We start from the raw sequence: 21525 nt of genomic DNA, 5'->3' as shown, positions 1-21525 counted from the left end.
AAAGAGGACGCAACTAACAAAAATCTATATCATTCTAAAGATATTCACTTAGAATATCTTTTTTATTTTGTCTAAAATGGGAGAGTGTCGATGGAAAATCTATTTGATGACCGCTTAGGAAATCACGAAGAGCGGATTGTTGCGCTCGAAGAAAGTGATTTGAAACAAGAACTGCGATTAAAGCAAATTGAACAAAATTATGTGAAGTTAGAGAATATCATTTTACAAGAAAATAGTGAAACCCGTTCTTTTTTGCAATCTACTATGGATAAACAATGGGATCTTATAAAGTCTAGAGATACGGCATTAGAGAGTGAGAAGGTTCGTACTTATGATTTACGTAAAACTAAAATGGAACGTAATGCCGACTTACTATTAAAATACGGTGGGGCTGGAAGCGTGCTTTATTTATTTTTACAATCATTATTCAATATATTAGCGCAATAGGAGGTCATTTAATGACAACGGAAAAATTAACACAATATATCGCACTATTTGGGGGCCTGCTATCAGCGGTCCTTTTATTTTTGCAGACGTTAGGGGTCATAGTTACTTGGTTTACCAATGAAACAATAGACGCTTTTGTAAATGCATTGTTAGCAACAGTACCTTTCATATTGGTTGTTTATGGTATTTATAAAAATACTTATTTATTAACGAAAAAAGCACGTAAACAAGAAAAAACATTAAAATCTGAAGGATTGAAATAATATGGTGAGAAAATTTGTAATTTCAAGTGGACATGCATTAAAAGTTTGTGGAGCAAAAGGGATTCTTGATGAAGTGAATGAGGCACGTAAAGTGGCCAATCGCGTATATGAAATATTAACAACAGGATATGATGGTAGTGGGTATACTTTCCACGATGATACATCTATCACACAAAATCAAGATTTAAATACTATTGTCAAATACCATAATGGTAAAGTACGAGATTTAGATATTAGCATTCATTTTAACGCAGCATCTAAAACTAGCGAACCACGAGGTACCGAATGTTTGTATTACGATGCAATAGCATTATCTATAAAAGTTAGTGCCGAAATTGCGAGCGTAAGTGGTTTAAAAGATCGTGGATCAAAAGAGAGAAAAGAATTACATTTTTTAAATAGTACCAATAGGCCAGCTATTTTAATTGAAGTTTGTTTCGTAGATAGTGCAGCTGATGCGAAAATTTACAATGATAAGTTTGAATGTATTTGTCAAGGTATTGCGTCAGTTATTGCGGATTATCTTGACTATTCTAAACAAGTGTCAACCGTCGGCAAACCAGTAAGTTCTAATAGTTATTACAAAACTGGAACCGGTAAATATAAAGTCATAAAAGATTGTCATGCATATAATCGAGTGAAATTTAATAAAGCTGAACGAATGGAGAAATGTAATAAGAATACCATTTATACCATCGTGGACATTGTAAGGTATGGAAACGCTTATCGACTAAAAACAAAAAGCGGATTGTACATCACAGCTAAAAAAGAATACGTTGAAAAAGTGTAAGCTTATTTTCCAACTAAAAACTACAAGCTAAATAAGTGATGCTTGTAGTTTTTAGTCAGTTATCAGTGAAAATAATTATTAGTAATATTCAACGGCATCGTCTTATCCTTTAGTAATAGCTTTTAAACCATCCTCAGGTTGCCTAACACCAATTCCTACGGCGCTTCCACCAATTACTAAATTCTTTTAGAAAATAATAATTCGTCTGTATATAGTCATAGTTATAATTCCCTATATACTCAGAACTAATGAATTTCTTCCCATCATTAATGCAGAATTATAAAATTTTTCTAACTCATCTCTATTTTTTTCACTTAACTTTTTAAATTTAGGCTATGTTAAATAATAATGTTGTTTTTAAAGACCTTTAAACAAAGTCTATTCTTCATTATCATATTGATAAGCTTGTTCTTGTATCATTTTCATCGGTTATATATTCAACACATTCAAATCCACAATCATTCGCATTTTTATATAGTAATCCGACTGCTTCCTTATTTTTGCAATATATGGTGACATAACTGCAATCAACGACTAATAGAATCAGTTCACACTTGCTTTCAATAAATTCAGCATAGGTCTCAATTACAGAGAATCCGCCTTTTGGATATGCTTGTAAGTCAGCGAAAATAATATAATATTTATTGTTCTCTAATAGATCTTTGAGCTAGGCACCATCAAAAACAAAAACGTTTTTATCTTCCGAGAAAAGATCCTCTTCCAATTCATTTGCTACTTTATATGACTAACCACTGCCAATTTGCCAACTAAAAGCAGTAATGTCAATCGGCTTAAGCACTTCTCCAAGCAAACTTCCACATTCATTAGGAATTTCAAAACTGATTCCTCTTTTCATAAATTATCCCCCCTAAATTAGTGCATCTATTATACAGAAAAACAGATAGCCCATTCTTATAAAATCGAGAATGGGCTATCTTATTATATGGATTATTTCAGTGGTCTCGCTTGAAGTGCTAGGTGTTTCAATCTTAGATTATTCATACATTAAAATCACTTTATAAGAATAAATAGTTTAAAATGGTTGCTAAGATTGATAAACAACTAATAACTCCTATTACAATACCATGACGCCCACGATTCATAACAACAACTGCGATATATTCTCGCATCATAGCATTTGGCCGATAATAGAAAGCTGTTTTTAAACCGATTCCTTGGCTGGTTAATCCAGCTTGTCTAGCAAATAATCCAGCACGGAAAAGGTGGAAATTGTTTGTTGTAAAAATACTGTTGTAATTCTTTCCTTTTAATGATTCCATAATTTTTTTTGAAAAAAGCATATTCTGATACGTATTCACGGAACGATCTTCTTTCATCGTGTGTTCGACAGGAATACCTTTTTCTACAGCTTACATTTGCGCAGTATGTTTTGGTGTAGAAGGCGGAAAAGCTTATATCATCTATGAGGAGATACAGTAGTGGCAGATAAGATTTGGATTCAGATAGTGTTACACAGGACGCAATAAAGGCAGGTGTCGATGCTGTTAAAACTACAATGCGATTTAATGGATTCTCGACAAGCAACAGAGCAAACGTAGTCAATCGACTAGCGTTATTTTTATTATTAAAAATAGTAGGAAATTAACGTATATTTACTACTACTTCCCTCCAATAATAAATTAGTGGAGGTGGATAGAAATGAGCTATTTAGATGGATTAGAAAAAGCCTTGAATAACATGAAAGACAAAGATGTCTTAGCATTTATGTATTCCGTTATGAATTTACTCGAAGAAGAAAACTTTATTACCCTAAAGGAGTTTGCCGGGGAAATCCAAGAGTACAAAGAGGGTTTAAGAGCAGAAGAGTAGTAAAAAATCTAACACATCCAATTGGGTGTGTTTTTTATTATGCAGAAAATGAGGTGTAGATATGGAAAAGTGGATAGCAACAACTACAGGAACTATCGGATTTTTAGTCTCTTATTTAGTTGATGGGGTGGGACTAGCAGTGACTATTTTATTAGCTGTTTTGGCATTGGATTATGCAACTGGATTAATTTGCACGAAAGCTTTATGTGTTGTTATTGATTGCAGCTGTTTATTTAGTGGAAAGTATTTTGTTTGGCTCTGAACATGTAGGTGACGGAATAGCGATTGCATCGCCATCGAATTTATTTCAATTACAGAAAACGGTGTAAAAATGGGTGCACCAATGCCCCGTTTGTTTCTGATTTATTAGCAATGGTTAAGACGAAAACAGAAGGCGAGAAATAAACATATGGTAACTATCCGTAAAAATATAGTTTCGCAATCAATCATTAATAAAGTAACAAGTAGTATAGGTAATGGTCGTAAATGGATTACAATCCACGAGACAGATAACGGTAGAGCCACTGGAATGCGGATGCTCATGGTTGTTTACAAGCAGGTGGTAACAGTCGTTCAGCATCATGGCACTATACTGTGGATGATAAAGAAGCTGTACAATCATTCAACCATAATATTAAATGTTGGGCGGGTGGAGATGGTCTAGGTAATGGAAATTCGAATTCCATCCATATCGAAATTTGTGTTAACAGTGACGGGAATTATAAAAAGGCTGTTCAAAACGCTGCTGATCTCGTTAAAAAAGTCATGAATGATGAAAATATCCCATTATCTAATGTGGTCCAATACAATTACTGGAGTGGAAAACTGTCCATCTAAAATGCGTGGTGGTAAAGCAGGAGTTACTTGGGCAGAGATTGGATTCGACATTTAATTAGTGAAGTAAAGAACAAAAAATAAAATCAAAATTGTTTTATATCAGCCCTGTCCTTAATTGGATGGGGTTTTTTTATTTGGCTGAAAATGTCGAACGATTAATAGAGGTAATATATTTATTTATATGGAAATTAATAGGTAAAAGGAGGAGTGAAGATGAAGAAGTATTATGTGGAAGTGACTTTTAAAAATGGTGAGAAAATGAATTTTGAAACTGACACAGATATTCGAGAGGTTAAGCCATTACCCGTCCCAAATGCTGAATTTATCTATGTACCTGAAGGCTATGGTTATAATCGAGTTCATGTACAAGGTTTATTTGTATGCGAACGTTCAAATACGGTTCACTGATACACTCAATATAGGGAGTTGTCTGTGGAGGCTCTAAGCTTCAACGGTTTTTTATTTACCACGATTTATAGTCTCGTGTTCCATTGCAGCCTTGTAAGCATTATATAAAGTAAATTTAAGGAATGATATACCATGAATACTACAAAAATGGTGCTGGCATATACCATATTAAAAAAAGCTTGTTCCGCATAAAATGGAGTCGTATATGGAAAATACTAAAAGGTACAGGTTTTAAAAGTAAATGTAAAGTATATGATTGTAGAAATAGTTAAAGTTGGGAATGAATATCGATTAAAAACAAAGAGTGGTCTGTTCATCATTGCTAAGAAAAGAATTTATATAAAAAGTTTAGTAATGAAGAGTGTTCGGGCTGAACATCTGTAATTTCTACCAGCTTAAATCAAATAAGTATCAAAAATTAAACCCATCTGTTTGGAGGGGTTTTTATTTGTATAAAAATGAATTCGCTAATTTCACTATTTCTATGTACTTTCAGAAAAACTATCCGATATATAATGGTGTAAGTATATTGGCTCTTAAAAAGGGATATAAGAAATAGGGTAAAAATACTTAGTGTTTAGATTTGATAGTAACAATATTGGCATTTACTATAATAAAAATTTAAAGACAATTTATTTAGTAAACGATATAAATATAGTGGTATAAGTATATTAACTCTAAAAATGGAAGTGAGTAATAGGGTAAAAATACTTAGTATTTAGATTTCATAGTATTAATATTGACCAATATAGTTTTCATCTTTTTGCATCAAAATCCTCGAACATAGATATTTATTTGTCATGTAATAAATAGAAAAGTAAAGGGGACTAAAACAATGAAGAATATACTTTCATTTGGTTTAACAAAAATAAGTAAAAGAAAAACGGGAGTAAGTGCTTTTATATTAGCAACAGGTATTTTGGGAATTACTTTAATACCTGAGAACGTAAATGCTCATGGATTTGTAGAAAAACCTAGTAGTCGTGCTGCGTTATGTAGTTCAAATTATGGAGCGCTTAACTTGAGTTGTGGAAATGTAATGTATGAACCGCAGAGTTTAGAAGCACCAAAAGGGTTCCCACAAGATGGGCCGGCAGACGGAAAAATTGCTTCAGCTGGTGGTATGTTTGGTGGAATTCTTGACCAACAAACTACAGATCGTTGGTTTAAGAATACAATCACTGGTGGTGAAAATACTTTCACATGGAAATATACTGCACTACATGCAACGAGCAAATGGCACTATTATATTACAAAAAAAGGATGGAATCCTAATAAACCTTTAACCCGTGCTGTTCTTGATCCGATTGGAGTTATACAACATAATGGTTCTACAGCATCTAATAATCCATCGCATAAAATTAACGTACCAACAGATCGAAGTGGATACCATGTAATTTTGGCTGTTTGGGATATAGCTGATACTGCAAACGCTTTCTATAGTGTAATCGATGTTAATTTAATAAATAATGAAAACTCGGATACAAAAGCTCCAACACAACCACAAAAATTACAAGTAGCGAAAGTTACAGAAAACAGTGTGAAATTAAACTGGGAGCCTTCTACAGATAACGTAGGGGTAAAAGAATATCAAGTATTACGTGATGGGAAAGTAATTGGAACGGTACCAGGAACTACATTTACAGATGGAAAATTAACGGCTAATACAAAATATAAGTATACAGTGAAGGCCATAGATGCAGCAGGAAATGTTTCACAAGAAAGTGAAGCTGTTGTTGCAAAGACAGGAAATAAAGTTCCAGATAATGAAGCACCAACCCAACCAAAAGGACTACATAGTATGGGGCAAACATCAACTAGTGTAGACTTAATGTGGAGTCCATCAGAAGACAATATAGCAGTTGACCATTATGTTGTATACAGAGAAACATCAAGCGGACAAATGATAGCAGCTGGAACATCCAACACTACATCATTTATGGACAAGAACTTACAGTCAAATACAACATATAAGTATACAGTTACGGCAGTTGATACATCTGGAAATGAATCGATTAAAAGTAATATTCTTACTGCTAAGACAAAAGAGCAGAGTTCATCTTATGAACAATGGAATCCGTATAAAGCATATACAAAGGGTGATAGAGTAGAACATCAGGGGAAAAACTATGAAGCGGTTCAAAGTTATCAAGGAAACGGCGATCCAAACTGGATATTTTCCTTATCGTTATGGAAATCGATTTAATCTAAGGACAACTTAATAGAAATAGATAGCTTAGAGGGTTTTGATGTAAAAAGATGAAAATAAACATGACATTGGTTTGTGAACTGCACCTCAAATTTTAGACATAGTCTAAAATTTGAGGTGCTATTATTTTGGTTAAATTTACAATTGAAGAAAAATTAATGCAATAACAAAATAGTGGAATTTTTATAATTTTAATAAAAGAACAAAATAGGCTGATATAAATTAATGAAAACACTTAAAAAACATTAAAAAATTCGAATTTGTCGGTAGAAAATAAAAAAAGACCCCCAGCAATACGTGCTGTTAAGGGTCTTATTCGTGAAAACTGTTGTTACAATGGCTTCACACTAGGTTTTGCATGTATGATTCCTACTGGGCTCGAACCAGCGACCTCCACCCTGTCAAGGAATTACTGAGTACAAAGTGGTGATAATGTAGACGTAACATAGGTTTAGCCAATAAAACTAAATCCCTATTAGATTATTAATGTTAATACTAAAGTGGTCTTGACTTGTTGTCAATTTTTGATTTAATTCACCTGAAAATACACTTCTAAATAAAGAGAAGGATTGCCGATAACATGGCTTTCCTTCTCTTTTTATTTTGTATCCATTCAAGAAAGTATTATTACTCTTCATCGTCTTTATGTAGTATAAGTATATCGGTTAATTCAACTCCTAATCCTTTGCATAATTTCCCCAACGAATCGCGTTGATATTGCATTGTTGTGTCATTGTACATACGTCTAACTGTTTCAACTGGTAAGTCCGCCATTCGGGCACACTCTCGGATAGATAGGCCTCGACGGTCTAGCACATCTTTTAAGTTTGATTTAACGCGCATGATAATAGCCTCCTATATTTTTTCTATAGTATACAATATTTTGTTGAAAAAAACTACGGAACGTGGTTGACAACGAAATGTAGTCATAGTAAGATGATTATGTTGAATGCGGCAACTTTTTTATACATATGTGACTACGGAACGTATTCGTTTAGAGAGGAGGAGTTTTAAAATGCAAAAAGTATACGAAGCAATCCCATCAACTTGCAATACAATAAATTTAACTGAAATTATCCCAGGTGTTGAGTTAGTTATTCTCAGCAATAAAGAAGCTGTACTAACAATTAATGATAATCCGATTGAATTCGAGTGGAACAATGATGCAGCGGAGATTTTTGCAAACCTTGAAGATGCGTGTCCCGTCGAATTACTCGCAGTCCTCGCACGGTGTGAAATGCACGTTATACAAAAAAATAACTAATGATAATTGGAGGCAAGAAGGTTATGAAATACAAATTCGAATCAATCGAGAAAGTCCCATACATTGATTATGACGGTACTATTGCATGGCATGGCACAATCGTTGAGTTAGCAAGTGGTAGCAGGATTCTTTACACTTTTTACGTAACAAATAAAAGCAATATGCCAGACCACATTTCGTTTTTAACACACGATTCGACCGAACCTATTGATCTATTACCGTGTGCAGCAGTTTTAGAGTTTTTGGAAAACATTGAGAACGCGTCTGCTTTGGACTTATTAGCGTTTTTCTACAAATACGACAAGGCACGAATCAAAGGGGGTGAGAAGCGTCAAAGAGAGAACGCTGTTCCTGCGTAGTGATAAAGGGAAGGATTGTCTATAACACGGTTTTTTTTCTCTTTTTTTAGAGTACTTTCTCTGCTTTCTATTCCGTTTTTTTCTAAAAAGTGATGCATTATTCTGAAAAGTATTCCACTTTTTTTATAGTCCGAAAACAGCAAAGTAACCCAGTATATCAACGTTTCTAGGGGGGATGGGGTGTAAGAGTTTTAGAAGAAAAAAGTGGAATTAAGATACAAAAGTGGCGAGGACAATATTTTGTGTGTTACTTTGGAAGTAGAAGGAGAGGGACGGAATAGTTAAAAAGTAATCAATAGGATAGAGTGATCATTTACATACGAAAACAGGGAAAGATTATTAAGTGGTAGAGGAAATGAAAAGAGAAAGGGAGAATGAATAAAATGAGAAAGATGACAAAAGTGGGAATTAGAGAGATGTACGAAACATGTAAGATTGCAGGAGTAGAATATGTAATTTACTATGCTGACCGCGACCAAGACGAACATGACAATAATGTAACGCGAGCACTAGACATGAAAAGTTTTCAAGATTTGTATAATTACCTACTTGAGAATGATTATATAAAATATGGTGAGGACATGCATGAGGATACGTTTTTACAAGATAGAAACAACGTATTACTTAAATGGAGACTAGGTAAAGTAAGACCGATTGTAGCATAGAGTATTACACTGTTAAAGGTTTATTGGAATATATAACAAGACAAACATTACATGGTTACCGCACTAAAACGACTACAGTAACACCATACAAATACGACCAATACATATCTAAACTCGCACAACTTAAAAAGGCAGTAGGTACTTACAACGGTAACAATATTAATAGCGTTCGTATCTTTTTCGATACAGCAGACGGCAAGGTTTGGGCCCACGAGTACGCATCAGGAAATGAGTACTCTGTTTATCACCAGGATACTATCCACGAGGTATTAAGCAAGACCTCTTTGATGTCGAGTTTTAATAAAACATCAATGGTGGAGTTAAGAGAAATTTGTGAAGAGTGCTTACAAGACTAAGGGAGCTAGAAGGTTACTTATTTGTAGCTCTCTTTTTATACATACGGAGAAAGTAAGGCTTTCGGTTATCAAAGTAATCAACAATGGTTAAAATAGCATTGATGTTTATCAAGATTGTGAGGGAAGGTGTGGCTAAACTGATAGCGTACCTTCTCTTTTTTTTGTTCTTCTTCCTCTACTTCATTCTCTCTTTCTTTAAAAGTGATTCATGATTCTAAAAGTATTCCATTTTTTTATGTAATCCAAAACAGCAAAGTATTCCAGCCTATCAATGTATCTAAAGTGCAGTGAGAAGTGTAAGTTTCAGGAAAAGAAGCAAAGTTGGAAAGGTGAGGTAGTTAGCATGATAGCGTGTGTGCTACTTTAGATTTATAAGTTAAGAGGAGGGTAAAAAGTGAAAGAAGCATTGAGAAAAGAAAGAACGGAACTAACTAATAAAGTATTAGTGGAAATCGAGAAGGAGCTTGAAGAGACATCCATACAGTCACTTTTTAAAGAATTGGGTTTATCTCGCAAAAACTACTACTACTGGCGAGATGGTGTTACGACAATATCTAAGGATAATTACAATGCGATTATGCGGAAAATCAAAAACATCCGCTTGGCTCGTGGAGAGATAAAGTTAGAGGATGACAACTTTTTACCTTTGATAAATGCGATGTGGGAAGAAATTAGAGAACTACGTCAAGAGGTAGAGTTGCTGAAAGTAAATTAGTCTAATAAGAGTTTAGTGTCACCACCAAATCGCTTTACAGATTGTATTTAAGGGTTGTACCTATATATCCTCTCAATTTGTGTTGCCACTTCTCTTTTTCTTTTATAGAGAGGGGAACTTTGAAATAAATTGGTCGACCAATTTATCGGAGAAAGGAGATAGCTAATGTGAAGAAAAGTAAGAACAATGTGGCTACAAATCCTGATAGAGATAACAAATATTGGATAAACAAGAGGCTGACAAGAGAGTTATATGAGCATTTGAAAAAACTTGAATTGATCACACAATTAACTCCTAACGCACAAACGGAAATCTTGCTTACTTTAATGCAACAAGGTTTAGTCACAGATCCTGAATTTGCGAAGATAGCTGGTGTGCTATCCAATAATAATCTACACCCAGACAGTAAGATATTGGTTGGATATGAAGGCACAACCGCAGGTAAGTTAGTCAAAGAATTTCGGGATAATATAAAACGTGAAGGAGTAGATGAATATTTACGTTTGCAAAAAGTGAGGGATATCATAAAAGCAAATATTGATAGTCAAAAAGAAAAAGAAGAGTTAGAGGAATTACGGAAGGAGAAGGAGCGACTACAGAGTAAGTTGGAAAATGAACAGGAAGAACATGATGTGGACACCGAAATATATATAGATTTAGAGGAGAGATTCAAAGTTATAGTGGGTGAATATGAAAACCTATCTATATACATAAAATCAATGGAAGTTATTGTAGAGGAGCTAGAAATCGAGAAGGGAAACTTAGAAGTTACACAAGATGAAATGAGAGATACAATTGTAGCAGCGGCAGAAACAATAACTGAAATGGAGAATAATAATCGAGCTCTACATCAAAGGATTGATGAACTAACCAATCAGTTAAACAAGAAAGTGTCAACAGATGGACTAGAGAAGCTACCTAAAGAAGACAGGAAACATGTGATAAAGACACGTAATGCTCTCTACAAGACTCACACCAAAGAGGATGTAGACAATATCGTTAGGTTGATCGCTAATAGTAATGTCGATACACAAGCGATTAATCTATATATTCGCACTTACCGTAAGAGCAAACGTAAAGTTGATTTACTGCCTGTCGTATCCATAAAACTTAAAGAAATGACCAAAAATCAAAAATACATAGCTACAAATATATACAGAGAGAACAAGGTAATATGCCAGGTGTACGACACTGTGCGTAACAAGGTACTAGATAAGGACTACCTGTTACGTTACTTTATTAGCAACGTATGTGATGTCTATGGAATCCCGTATAGTAGTAAGACACTAGATAGCTACATTACTGCTTATAGCGGTAACTACATAGGCTTTGATGTTAATAGTTCTCTATCTTTTGTCTGTGATAATCACTATTATGTCACTGCTACTTCTCCTCACAATTATTTCACGTCCTCAATTCTGAGAGGTATTGGAGCAGCAAGTGTAAGAAATCAATTAGAGGATAGTGGTATTTCTTCTGATTTTGTTAATTTAAAAGAAATTGAACTTACATTAGATAAAGAAAAGAAAGACAAATTGAATAGGAAGTATAGAGCATGTAAATGGTATCGATATACGGATTTATTAGAAGGGGTTATCACTAACTACAAACTACATAATGGTTGTTACAACAAGGTAGCACTGAGAACAATTAATAAAGATAATGTTCTGCAATTTGAACATTTTAAAAAACATGGGAAGATAAATGGTAAGTGAGTTTTGAGGTTTCAGTGAGTAATGAGGTCGATTGATACTTGTAAAAAAGGAAAAAGAGCCGTTACATTTATAGTTTGGCGACCGTCAATGTAATGGCTCTTAAGGAGAGGAATCTTATTATAGATAATTATCACATTAATAGTGACACTAAACAAGTGAACTATGTTAGGGGAATATTTAGTGAGTTTCCTTTCTTTTCAAGAAAGGAATGGAGAAATGACAATAATGAAAAGAGTGGAAGAACAATTAATTGAGGTGACCACTACAGTAAATCATTACGATAATCTTAAGTCATTAATTACGACTAGAGGAGATAAAGTATATAAAGGTAAGTACAATAAAGTGATGGCAAAAGTGTGGAGAGAATTAGATACAGTAGGGATACATGGTAGGTATGGGGTAGATGATTTATTTAATATGATAGAGAACAGGATAATGTTTCCTTGCAAAATGGAATCATTTATAAAATCGAATCCTGTAAATGGTGTAGTAATAGAAGATATGACTGTAGATACGGGAGAAGATAAAGAAGAGAAAAAGGAAAAAGTGAAGTATGGACGTGTATTTATCCATAGTAAAATAATTTTGATCGACGTAGATAAATATATGGGTGATATGGATGCAGAATATACTAAGGGATTGCGAAATCTATCCATAGGATACATACACTCGCCATCTGGTGACAATTGCTACCGTTTAGTGTTTATACTTGATAGATACATAACAGATTATAACTTCTACAAAATTATGCATGGCCTTATTTGCAATATGCTAAAAGACTATGACTTTGTAAGTTGTATAGATACTAGCAACAGTTCTCCCCTTGCTTTAGTAAGACTAGGTAGAGGCTATAGATATCACAATAAACAAGCACGTGTACCCTACTCTCTATACATAGATGATATCCAAAAAGAATTAGAAAACAAATATGCAACACAATACATGAGTGAAGATTCAGAATATAAGAGTGGGATTATCACAACAGATATAGAAATTCATGAGCGTCTTAAGTTTATGGGTGATAAAGAGACAGATTATGATACGTGGTTTGCAATGGTACAAGCTATACGTAGTGAATTGGGAGAAGACCAACAAGCTTGGGAAGCGGTTAGAATAGCATCAAAAGACAGAAATGATGGAGATTTCGAGAACGAAGTACAATCCATATTTAATAATAATGAAGTAAAGTACACTTGGGGTATGTTCATTAAAATTTCTAATAGCTATGGGTATAGACCATCTTATGAGGTGACGGAGGCACGTAGATCAGCTGCAATAGAAGCCGGAATGCTAAAAGAAAATTATACACATATCATAAAAGACACCAAGAAAGCGAATATTGTTAAATACATAAAACCTAAAATGATAATAGACATGCTGAATGGTAGTGATACGACTTTGCTGGAGTCCCCTACAAATAGTGGTAAGAGTACAGGGATTATCAAGGCATTCAAAACGTTAACAAAAGAATCGTCTAAAAATATATTTATATTAACTGTACCGTATACGTCTATCATTGATAACTTACTAAGTGACGATAAAGATAATGAAATAGCAGGTTATTATGCTTCAAAAGAGGATGATGAATTTTACAATGCTATGAGTACAGCTCTGATGCAGGATAAAAAGCAAATATTTATCACTACATATAATGCTACACATAAACTAGTTAAACTTATTTTACATCATATCCCTGACGCGAATATGCGCATAGTAGCAGACGAAGTGCATGAATGGGTAATAGCATACAATTACCGAGATGAGGCTATTAATGACCTTGCAAGTGTATTACCTATGATACGTATAGGTTTATCTGGTACATCTTACCCTGTTGATACTTCTTCAATCTTTAACAAAAAGGTAATTCTTGAGCGCAAAAACAACAAGATAAATGCGGACGAATACAATGTATATACATTTAAAAAAGATGGTTATGACTCTTTACTCTCTACTATTAACGCTATGTACAAAAAACTAACGAATGGTGATAAAGTATTGTTGTTTTTAGATAATATAGAAGATGGTTTACTCTTATCTAACTTAGCCAAAGAAAGGTTACCTAATTTAAGGACGGCCCAAATAAATGCTGATACAAAATACACTAATGAAATTTATAAGGAGTTAGTAAGTAAGCATACATTCCCGGAAAACATTGATTTAATTATTGCTACTCGTTTTTTATCGACAGGGATATCAATCAATAACAATTATAATAGTCATATTTATATACTTTCAGGACATGTGGAGAGGCTGAACTTCATGTAGACGTAAATATGAAAAATATTGACCTACTCAAAAAAGGAAATGTTTTATTCAGGCAAGATGACAACGAAGCTATGTATATCTATTATCGTGGCTTTAGTGATGATAACGGTATAGATCAGTTAGTTGTAAAATGTTTCTCGGTATTAAGATGGACAGACCGTCGTATCTTGTGGGGGATAAATAACTTTTCGGAAACGGTTGAAGGTGCAATAAGACAAATGCTTACGGAGAATTTAATTAACCCATCAGTTGCAGCGCGGAAAATTCCACAGGTGCAATTAACAGCAATAAAAAATATAACGGGACCTATTATTAAACAAATCTCATATGACGAGGTTTATAGCTCAATCGATGATTTATGCAATACGTACGATTTAGGAATCAGGTGTATGTTCGATGGAAGAAAACTTGAATATGACCTATACGAAGGTACTGATAGAACGATTAACCAAATGGCAAATCCACGTATTATCTTATCGAAAAGTCGTGCGAATTTGTTGAAACGAAAATATGAGGATGCCGACAATGATTTAAAAAATACAGCTCTAATAGCAGGTGCTGGTGAAGGTTATGCAAGAAAAACAGCATCGATTGAAAACGGAACTGGATTATCTAGACGTGAGTTATTTGTAGATGCTCGTGAGATTTCTGATAAATATGACCAACAGGACGAAGAAGGTAATGCAATTGAAATTCCAGATGACCAGTATCGGCAATTGCTATTAACCAAAGGTACTGAAAAATTATCGGAATATGATGAGTTCATTTCCTTTGATTGCGAGTTGGATGTCACAAAGGATAATACAAAATACAATAGAGACTTTTTCCTTGGTGATCTAATCACAATACAGGATGAAGAACTAGGGATTTTAATGAACAGTAGAGTGCTTGAGGCAGATGAGGTTTTCCAAAATGACGGAAAGTCCATTTTCGTAAAGGTAGGGAAATCTGTTCCTACTCTTCCACAGGCTATAAAAAGGATGGTGAAATAGATGATTAAGTTTGGAATGTTTAACAGTGTGAATGGCGACAGAAAGTATAAGGCTGGCGACTTTGCTTCATACTTTGCCACATTTATCGGCAATGGTATTTTTGTAAATCCAAGTGACTGTTTGCAAATCATCGGCAACCTTGACGCCATGAGTGTCACATTACGACCAGGTAAGGCATGGATTAACGGCTATTACCTAACAAATGATGATAACTACTCATTAGCACTAGATAAAGGCGATACGTCATTAAATCGTATTGACCGTATTGTGGTAAGGCTTGATTTCATCGAGCGTAAAATGTTGGTGGCTATTAAAAAAGGAATGCTATCAGCGTCACCAGTTGCACCAGAACTTAAGCGTGATGCTGATGCATATGAATTGGGGTTAGCAGATATTTATATAGCAAAAGGATCATTAACAATATCGCAATCAGCAATCACAGATACACGGCTAAACAAAAATTTATGTGGATTAATGCACGTGTTGTAAATCAAGTAGATACTACAACAATTTTCAACCAATACCAAAGTTGGTTTAACGAATATTCTACGACTAAAGCAAATGAATTTTTAACATGGCAAACTAATGTTACCAAAGCATTAGAAACGTGGATTGATGCTCAAGAAAAAGATTTCAAGGCGTGGAGGCAAGCAGAGGAAGATTTATACTATGCCTGGTTAAATGCTCGAAAGAATGGATTTGATTCCTGGTTTGCGACAATCCGAGACATTTTAGATACAAACGCTGCAGGTCATTTACAGATACAAATAGATGACCATAAAGATGCAATAATGCCACATAAATCTTACGATAGCGTAGCGAAAAAAACATATACAGTAGGTTTTAGCATAGAAGGCGGAAAAGCTTATATCATCTACGAGGAGGTACAGTAATGATAGATAAGATTCAAATTGCAGATGAGATTACGCAACAAAAAATAAAGGGGACAGTCGATGCCATAAAGGTTGATGTTTCAGCAGTTAAAACAGATGTTGGTAACGTGAATACAAATGTTAATACGGTTAAAAATGATGTTAGTGCAGTAAAGTCTCAAGCAACAGCTATTCAGACTGCTGTAACTAATTTAAGTTCTTCCAATTTACCTAATGGTACTTTTAGAGCTACAGGCACACGTACAGGTGTAGGTTACGACGGACCTGTTTCCATTAGTTCTATTAATGGAAAAGGAGTTCTTACATCTGTAGAAACCGCAATGTATGTTGATAATTATGTCAGTATGAATGTAGATGGAACCATATACACTATAAACGAGTACCTTAATGGGAAAAGTGTTTATATACCGTTTAAATCGTATATTAAGTTTACTGGTAATAATTATCCACTTACGTTTCAAGCACTTTATGTCTTACTATAAAAAGGAGATAAAATTATGTCAGTAGTATTTTTAAAAGAATACGAAGAAAATGGTTTTAAAGTAACAGAATACACACGTGACGGTGAAACGGTATCGCATACAATCAGAGAGGCAATTATAACAGAACCAATCGAACCACCAGTACCAGTTGAACCGAAACCAACATTAGAAGAATTACAAACACAATTGTTACTTAACACAGAGTATTTAGTTACTACGTCTGAGTTATCAAAACTAACAAATAAAAATGGAGAGTGATAATAAATGATCTACACATTATGCAAAAATGTTATCAAAAGCGGAAATTATGAACATCAATCAATGCAGAATAAATTAGATGTTTTCCTATTGGGTAATCGTATCACATCAAAACAGTATACAGAGTTATGCGATTTAATGAAAGCTCAACAAGCTACAACAGAGCAAACGCAGTCAATCGACTAGCGTTATTTTTATTGTCAAAAATAGGGGTGGTAGTGTGGATGAAAAGGAATCTATCGAGAATTTATTGTCGCATGAACTCGGTGATATGGCATGGCATTTTGAAGGAATATTAAATCGTTATCCATTATTAAAAGAAAATGAACAGTACAAACGTATTGTTGAAGCCGTCCACACGATTGAGGACGCTACTCATAAATTAAGTGAACAGATTAAGTAGGTAAAAGTTATTAAAGGAAAAAGCTTCCTCTTTGTCGAAATTTAGTAGATGAGAGGAGGGATACGGTTGGAAATTACAATATCTAGATTAATAATTTTATTTGATAATGCCGTTAATTCAAGAACGGTTACAAAAACCTTTGAATCAGATGTTATTCCACACGAAGGAGACTTTATCTATTCGACAGCGTTTGAAAGAGATGAGGAAGTAGAAGTAAGTAGTGTATTTATTGATTACGAACGTAATGAATGTTATGTATATTTAGATCCTCTTTCTATTGAATCTGATGATATTAAATATCTGAAACAAACAGTAGATATGTATATGCTTCATGAATGGAAATGTGAGTTTTATGCTTTTGATTAAAAATTAACGGTAAATATTTAAGCACTCTCAATCGAGGGTGCTTTTTACATGCCTTCCACAAAACACTGTGGAGGGTTTTTATTATGCAGAAAAAGAGGTGACTTTATGGGTGAAGAATTAGTACGCAATATTTATGAACGGCTGGGTGGAATTGAAGCGAAAATCGATGATGTGAGAGACATCCGAATTACCGCAGACAAAGCAGATGATAAAGCAGATGAAGCACTTCAAAGTACTAGGAGCGCTCATAAAAGACTTGATAAAATCGACAAGACTATCTGGTGGGTTACTACCACAATCATAGGTACAGTCTTACTGGCACTACTAGCAATGGTGCTTAAAACAAACTAATTAAATTGGAGGTCATTTGTATGACAACAGACAAATTAAAACAATATATCGCGTTATTCGGAGGACTGCTATTAGCGGTCCTTTTATTTTTGGGCTCTTTAGGAGTGGATTTATGGTGGTTTAATGACAGCACAATCGACACTTTTATTAATGTTTTAATAGCAGCAGTGCCATTTGTTTTGGTCGTATATGGTGTTTACAAAAATAGTTACATCATAACAAAACAAGCGAAAGAACAAGAAAAATCACTAAAACAAAAGGGGTTAAAATAATTATGGTAAACATTCGTAAAAACTTAGTATCGCAATCTATTATTAATACAGTAACTTCAGGCACAGGTAACGGACGTAAATGGATAACAATTCACGAAACAGATAATGAAAACACAACTGCAAATGCGGATGCACACGGTCGTTTACAAGCAGGTGGTAACAGTCGTTCAGCATCGTGGCATTACACTGTAGACGAAAAAGAAGCCGTACAATCATTTAACCACAATATTAAATGTTGGGCGGCAGGTGATGGTTCAGGTAATGGAAATGCAAATTCTATTCATATTGAAATTTGTGTAAATAAAGATGGTAACTATAAAAAAGCGGTAGAAAATGCGGCAGCATTAGCAAAGAAAATCATGGAGGCTGAAAATATCCCTCTTGATCGTGTAGTCCAGCATAATCATTGGAGCGGAAAAAACTGTCCTTCTAAAATACGCAGTGGTAAAGCAGGAGTTACTTGGGCTGGATTCAAAGATATATTGAAGGAAGTAACGACAGTATCTAAACCAGAAAATCCTTCAACATCAAATAATTACTATACTTCTAACCCAGGTAAGATAAAAGTAATCAAAACTTGTTGGCAATACAAAGGCACCAATTTTGTAGAAGGGAACAGAGTACAAAAAGTTGCAGCTGGTCCAATAGAATATACTGTGAAAAAAATTGAGCATACAAAAGCGGGCACTCCACGACTTCTAATGAAAAATGGAACATACATGACTACAAATAAAAAATATGTGAAAAAAGCATAGTCTGGGAGCGATTCGAGTAAGGTAGTTTTAACCCAAACGCATTTCTCAAATGGTATCAAATAACATTTATTTACTAATTAAATATCAAATATGTATCAAAATTTACCCTGTTACCATAATTGGTGATAGGGCTTTTTTATTAGGATACCATTATTCCATTGCTTTACTGATATAATCTAGGGCGTGCTTTTACCGCCTATGCGGGATAAAACCTTTTAGGACCAGCAAATTTACTACCACAGTATAATTAAATTAGATTCACGGTGAAATAAAACCTATTAGTAATATGATTAATTAGTTGAAACCAATATAAAATTTTATTTATTAGATGTATAGTACTCATTATATACCTTTTTTTTCCTTAAAATATATCTATATACATATTAGTATTTTTGAGGTATTATAAACATTGAGCGCTAGTGTTAAAGGTTTCTTAATCCGGGATGTTTAGAAATACAATTTATTATGGGAGAGATTATGTGAAAAAAATCCGTTTAATTTTAACTTTAGTTTTTCTACTTACGGGAATTTGTTTTGGAAAAGTACTTGATGTGAGTGCTGCAGAAAATGTTAGTCTAGAAGAGGCTAGAAATGTAGCTTTAAATCATTTAAAAGAGACGGAATATTCAGGTGATATTCAAAGGGATGATGAATTAATTTTAAAAACCCACCTATATGATGTAGATGATAGCCTTCTTGGATACTACTTTACTTTTGAGAATAATGAGAAAGATTCAAGATATATTCTTGTAACAGCTTCTAAGGATTTGCCACCTATCTTACAGTATGGAGATGGGAAACTAGACAATGTTAATGAAGATTTTTTAGAGCAAGGGAAAAAGTTATATTATTTAGGACCTCTTCAATATCTTTATGGAAACAATAAAGATGAAATTGAGCAGCAATTTAACACTAGGAAAGAAAAATGGCTAAATAAAGTAAGTAGTCGAGATAGTGTAATGGACTATTCAAAAATAATGAATAAAGAAATTCCTAGGGTGAAACGTAATAGTTCTAATGAAAGTTACTGGGAGATTGAGTTATCATCAGCTTCATCTAGCAACCCTACTCTTTTTGCAATAACAGATCAAAAAACACTTAGTGTCACCCGTTTATACCAGCGGAGTTCGGGAGTAACAAATCCAAACTCAGCATGTGGACCTACTACAGCTGCCATGGTATCAAATTTTTTAAAGGGGGAAGGTTATCCTATAAAAGGGGTTTCAGACTATAGTAGTGTAGGTACATTTATTAACCATATGTATAGCGAAATGGGAACTACCTTGGTTGGAAGTTCCATTAAACAATATGTAACAGGAATAAATAAACATCTTGATCATAATTATTCAGGTAGTAGCGGCTGGACTGCTTGGTCATATCCAGCTTATGGTTATTATCCACACTACAAAGATAATATTAACGCTTCTAAACCTGTAGGACTAAGATTCGATCTCTTTGTAAGCAGTGGCACATACACTGACTATCATTTTGTGGCTGGTATTGGATATAGATACAATAATGGCTCTGCCGAATTTGGGATAAAAGATCCGGATAATGGCTCAAGTAATACTGGAACTATATGGTTGAATTGGAATGCAAATAATGATGACATGTCAATGGGTCTTGTAAATCGAACATACTAATAACTGATTTTGACGATGTTTTATTGGGTTTTCAGATTGAATTAAATTTAATTTGAATCTTGATAATAAAAAAGGTTTCTATTTTTTATTAGAAACCTTTTTGTTATTAAGTTGATATTCTTGAGGGCTAAGTGGGAGAAAAAATTCGATGTGTTAACTAAATAATGAATTAATTCATGTTGCTTACGACCCTTGTTTTTTTGCTATTGTTTTTTCTTCTCCAATTAAAACCCCTGTAGCTTTTAACTTTTAGACCTTAATAATCTATTCATTTCATATAAAATCAAAGCAGCTAATAACGAAATTGATATATACATAAAGTAAGTGTTAGCATTAAAAAATTGGTTGTTAACATGTATCGACATGAATGATGTAATATGATCTATATATTCCCAATCAACAAATTTGAATTTTTTCTCGTAAACGTCTGCCAAAAATTTACGGTATTTAATAAATGAGCGTTTTTGGTAGAGATAAGCAATGACTAAATGTGTGATTGTAATAAAGATACTAACTACTAAGACTTTGAGTTTCAAGCGATATTGATTAAAAAGTCGGAGCCACAAATAAATAAGACAAAATAAAAAAATGAGAAGAATAACAACAACAATAATTGCAGGGTTACCATTGCCAGATGGAGAACCAGGATTTGGAGTCATCAAATAATTGATCCAAAATAAAGGAATAGCTAATAAAATAACTCCTATTAGTAATATCTTCTGTAATTTAATCACAAACAACCTCCCTTGATTTAGCCTACCTTCTTATTAAATGTAAAACATTCTATAATTCCACTATATAAAAAAATCTTTTTTGTAATTTTTTCTTAAGTGAATCAATTTCATAAATCGTATTTTTTTAGAGCACAGAGAACTCCCATAGTACAAAATCTGTTTTTAAAAATTAAGCTACGTTTGGTTGTTCACGTAAAACTTGGTTGATACGATCGACTGCTAGTTTGCTCGCGTTGTAAATCAGTGTAATCAA

The 21525-nt window shown here is 33.8% G+C and carries 29 protein-coding genes and 3 pseudogenes; 28 read left to right on the top strand and 4 right to left on the bottom strand.

What is annotated here, in order from left to right; all coding sequences use genetic code 11:
* Positions 1 to 90: 90 nt before the first annotated feature.
* Genes ACQKMD_RS16710 through ACQKMD_RS16700 form a run of 3 tightly spaced genes read left to right on the top strand, consistent with a single transcriptional unit; the run spans position 91 to position 1500 of the window.
* Positions 91 to 447 carry a hypothetical protein gene (locus ACQKMD_RS16710; RefSeq protein ID WP_427753358.1) on the top strand — a complete coding sequence of 119 codons (357 nt, stop codon included), beginning with the start codon at positions 91 to 93 and terminating at the stop codon, positions 445 to 447.
* A gap of 11 nt (positions 448 to 458) precedes the next feature.
* Positions 459 to 710, top strand: coding sequence for a phage holin (locus ACQKMD_RS16705; RefSeq protein ID WP_427753357.1), 252 nt, complete (start codon positions 459 to 461; stop codon positions 708 to 710).
* A gap of 1 nt (position 711) precedes the next feature.
* Entirely contained in the window at positions 712 to 1500 is a 789-nt protein-coding gene (locus ACQKMD_RS16700) for an N-acetylmuramoyl-L-alanine amidase (RefSeq protein WP_427753356.1), read from the top strand.
* 391 nt (positions 1501 to 1891) lie between these two features.
* Here ACQKMD_RS16700 and ACQKMD_RS16695 read toward each other — a convergent pair.
* Both ACQKMD_RS16695 and ACQKMD_RS16690 read right to left on the bottom strand, forming a co-directional pair.
* A pseudogene (locus ACQKMD_RS16695) lies at positions 1892 to 2356 on the bottom strand (DUF2691 family protein).
* Between the two features lie 160 nt (positions 2357 to 2516).
* Positions 2517 to 2870: pseudogene (locus tag ACQKMD_RS16690) on the bottom strand (YdcF family protein); the annotation flags it as partial.
* Between the two features lie 83 nt (positions 2871 to 2953).
* Between ACQKMD_RS16690 and ACQKMD_RS16685 the strand changes: the two are divergent.
* The 7 genes and pseudogenes from ACQKMD_RS16685 (at position 2954) to ACQKMD_RS16655 (ending at position 6781) form a co-directional block, all read left to right on the top strand.
* Positions 2954 to 3106: a hypothetical protein gene (locus tag ACQKMD_RS16685; RefSeq protein WP_427753355.1), complete on the top strand. Its 153-nt coding sequence runs from the start codon at positions 2954 to 2956 to the stop codon at positions 3104 to 3106.
* Between the two features lie 53 nt (positions 3107 to 3159).
* The gene (locus ACQKMD_RS16680) at positions 3160 to 3330 is read left to right on the top strand and encodes a hypothetical protein (protein ID WP_427753353.1); all 171 of its coding nucleotides are present in this window, start codon (positions 3160 to 3162) and stop codon (positions 3328 to 3330) included.
* A 61-nt stretch (positions 3331 to 3391) separates the two neighbouring features.
* Positions 3392 to 3592 (top strand): hypothetical protein, encoded by a 201-nt coding sequence (locus ACQKMD_RS16675; RefSeq protein ID WP_427753352.1) that lies wholly within the window; start codon positions 3392 to 3394, stop codon positions 3590 to 3592.
* Between the two features lie 332 nt (positions 3593 to 3924).
* Positions 3925 to 4071 (top strand): annotated as a pseudogene (locus ACQKMD_RS16670) (N-acetylmuramoyl-L-alanine amidase); the annotation flags it as partial.
* A gap of 28 nt (positions 4072 to 4099) precedes the next feature.
* On the top strand, positions 4100 to 4222 hold the full coding sequence (locus ACQKMD_RS16665; RefSeq protein ID WP_427753395.1) for a hypothetical protein: 123 nt from the start codon (positions 4100 to 4102) through the stop codon (positions 4220 to 4222).
* A 158-nt stretch (positions 4223 to 4380) separates the two neighbouring features.
* Positions 4381 to 4575 carry a hypothetical protein gene (locus ACQKMD_RS16660; RefSeq protein ID WP_427753350.1) on the top strand — a complete coding sequence of 65 codons (195 nt, stop codon included), beginning with the start codon at positions 4381 to 4383 and terminating at the stop codon, positions 4573 to 4575.
* 835 nt (positions 4576 to 5410) lie between these two features.
* Complete coding sequence (locus ACQKMD_RS16655; RefSeq protein WP_427753349.1) at positions 5411 to 6781, top strand: lytic polysaccharide monooxygenase; 1371 nt, start codon at positions 5411 to 5413, stop codon at positions 6779 to 6781.
* 630 nt (positions 6782 to 7411) lie between these two features.
* On the opposite strand, the gene ACQKMD_RS16650 is transcribed toward ACQKMD_RS16655, so the two are convergent.
* A complete protein-coding gene (locus ACQKMD_RS16650) occupies positions 7412 to 7627 on the bottom strand; it encodes a helix-turn-helix domain-containing protein (protein ID WP_427753348.1) in 216 nt (71 codons plus the stop codon).
* Positions 7628 to 7799: 172 nt separating this feature from the next.
* On the opposite strand from ACQKMD_RS16650, the gene ACQKMD_RS16645 reads away from it, so the two are divergent.
* The 18 genes from ACQKMD_RS16645 (at position 7800) to ACQKMD_RS16560 (ending at position 20538) form a co-directional block, all read left to right on the top strand.
* Complete coding sequence (locus ACQKMD_RS16645) at positions 7800 to 8048, top strand: hypothetical protein (RefSeq protein WP_427753347.1); 249 nt, start codon at positions 7800 to 7802, stop codon at positions 8046 to 8048.
* 23 nt (positions 8049 to 8071) lie between these two features.
* Complete coding sequence (locus tag ACQKMD_RS16640; RefSeq protein WP_427753346.1) at positions 8072 to 8407, top strand: hypothetical protein; 336 nt, start codon at positions 8072 to 8074, stop codon at positions 8405 to 8407.
* Between the two features lie 374 nt (positions 8408 to 8781).
* Positions 8782 to 9072 (top strand): hypothetical protein, encoded by a 291-nt coding sequence (locus tag ACQKMD_RS16635; protein ID WP_427753344.1) that lies wholly within the window; start codon positions 8782 to 8784, stop codon positions 9070 to 9072.
* A gap of 750 nt (positions 9073 to 9822) precedes the next feature.
* Positions 9823 to 10143 carry a hypothetical protein gene (locus ACQKMD_RS16630; protein ID WP_427753342.1) on the top strand — a complete coding sequence of 107 codons (321 nt, stop codon included), beginning with the start codon at positions 9823 to 9825 and terminating at the stop codon, positions 10141 to 10143.
* A gap of 167 nt (positions 10144 to 10310) precedes the next feature.
* Positions 10311 to 11858, top strand: a complete 1548-nt coding sequence (locus tag ACQKMD_RS16625) for a hypothetical protein (protein WP_427753341.1) — start codon at positions 10311 to 10313, stop codon at positions 11856 to 11858.
* Positions 11859 to 12083: 225 nt separating this feature from the next.
* Positions 12084 to 14123 (top strand): DEAD/DEAH box helicase family protein, encoded by a 2040-nt coding sequence (locus ACQKMD_RS16620; protein WP_427753339.1) that lies wholly within the window; start codon positions 12084 to 12086, stop codon positions 14121 to 14123.
* 8 nt (positions 14124 to 14131) lie between these two features.
* Positions 14132 to 15115 (top strand): siphovirus ReqiPepy6 Gp37-like family protein, encoded by a 984-nt coding sequence (locus tag ACQKMD_RS16615; protein ID WP_427753338.1) that lies wholly within the window; start codon positions 14132 to 14134, stop codon positions 15113 to 15115.
* Positions 15116 to 15604, top strand: a complete 489-nt coding sequence (locus tag ACQKMD_RS16610; protein WP_427753337.1) for a hypothetical protein — start codon at positions 15116 to 15118, stop codon at positions 15602 to 15604. It abuts the gene before it with no gap.
* Positions 15580 to 16008 (top strand): hypothetical protein, encoded by a 429-nt coding sequence (locus ACQKMD_RS16605; protein WP_427753336.1) that lies wholly within the window; start codon positions 15580 to 15582, stop codon positions 16006 to 16008. The genes ACQKMD_RS16610 and ACQKMD_RS16605 overlap by 25 nt, the downstream gene beginning before the upstream one ends.
* The gene (locus ACQKMD_RS16600) at positions 16008 to 16490 is read left to right on the top strand and encodes a hypothetical protein (protein ID WP_427753334.1); all 483 of its coding nucleotides are present in this window, start codon (positions 16008 to 16010) and stop codon (positions 16488 to 16490) included. Before ACQKMD_RS16605 ends, ACQKMD_RS16600 begins: the two co-directional genes overlap by 1 nt.
* 15 nt (positions 16491 to 16505) lie before the next feature.
* Positions 16506 to 16748 (top strand): hypothetical protein, encoded by a 243-nt coding sequence (locus ACQKMD_RS16595; RefSeq protein WP_427753332.1) that lies wholly within the window; start codon positions 16506 to 16508, stop codon positions 16746 to 16748.
* Between the two features lie 6 nt (positions 16749 to 16754).
* The gene (locus tag ACQKMD_RS16590) at positions 16755 to 16934 is read left to right on the top strand and encodes a hypothetical protein (RefSeq protein ID WP_427753331.1); all 180 of its coding nucleotides are present in this window, start codon (positions 16755 to 16757) and stop codon (positions 16932 to 16934) included.
* A 34-nt stretch (positions 16935 to 16968) separates the two neighbouring features.
* The gene (locus ACQKMD_RS16585) at positions 16969 to 17151 is read left to right on the top strand and encodes a hypothetical protein (RefSeq protein WP_427753330.1); all 183 of its coding nucleotides are present in this window, start codon (positions 16969 to 16971) and stop codon (positions 17149 to 17151) included.
* A 66-nt stretch (positions 17152 to 17217) separates the two neighbouring features.
* On the top strand, positions 17218 to 17517 hold the full coding sequence (locus ACQKMD_RS16580) for a hypothetical protein (RefSeq protein ID WP_427753329.1): 300 nt from the start codon (positions 17218 to 17220) through the stop codon (positions 17515 to 17517).
* A gap of 48 nt (positions 17518 to 17565) precedes the next feature.
* Positions 17566 to 17868 (top strand): hemolysin XhlA family protein, encoded by a 303-nt coding sequence (locus ACQKMD_RS16575; protein WP_427753327.1) that lies wholly within the window; start codon positions 17566 to 17568, stop codon positions 17866 to 17868.
* Positions 17869 to 17888: 20 nt separating this feature from the next.
* Positions 17889 to 18140: a phage holin gene (locus ACQKMD_RS16570; protein ID WP_427753326.1), complete on the top strand. Its 252-nt coding sequence runs from the start codon at positions 17889 to 17891 to the stop codon at positions 18138 to 18140.
* A 2-nt stretch (positions 18141 to 18142) separates the two neighbouring features.
* Entirely contained in the window at positions 18143 to 18895 is a 753-nt protein-coding gene (locus ACQKMD_RS16565; protein ID WP_427753324.1) for an N-acetylmuramoyl-L-alanine amidase, read from the top strand.
* Between the two features lie 479 nt (positions 18896 to 19374).
* Positions 19375 to 20538 carry a C39 family peptidase gene (locus ACQKMD_RS16560; RefSeq protein ID WP_427753322.1) on the top strand — a complete coding sequence of 388 codons (1164 nt, stop codon included), beginning with the start codon at positions 19375 to 19377 and terminating at the stop codon, positions 20536 to 20538.
* A gap of 242 nt (positions 20539 to 20780) precedes the next feature.
* On the opposite strand, the gene ACQKMD_RS16555 is transcribed toward ACQKMD_RS16560, so the two are convergent.
* On the bottom strand, positions 20781 to 21272 hold the full coding sequence (locus tag ACQKMD_RS16555; RefSeq protein WP_427753320.1) for a hypothetical protein: 492 nt from the start codon (positions 21270 to 21272) through the stop codon (positions 20781 to 20783).
* Positions 21273 to 21525 lie beyond the last annotated feature (253 nt).

The sequence above is a fragment of the Viridibacillus sp. NPDC096237 genome, assembly GCF_050278625.1.
Taxonomy (GTDB): Bacteria; Bacillota; Bacilli; order Bacillales_A; family Planococcaceae; genus Viridibacillus.
The sequence above is the reverse complement of the archived record's forward strand: the minus strand, read 5'-3'. Positions and strand labels throughout refer to the sequence as shown.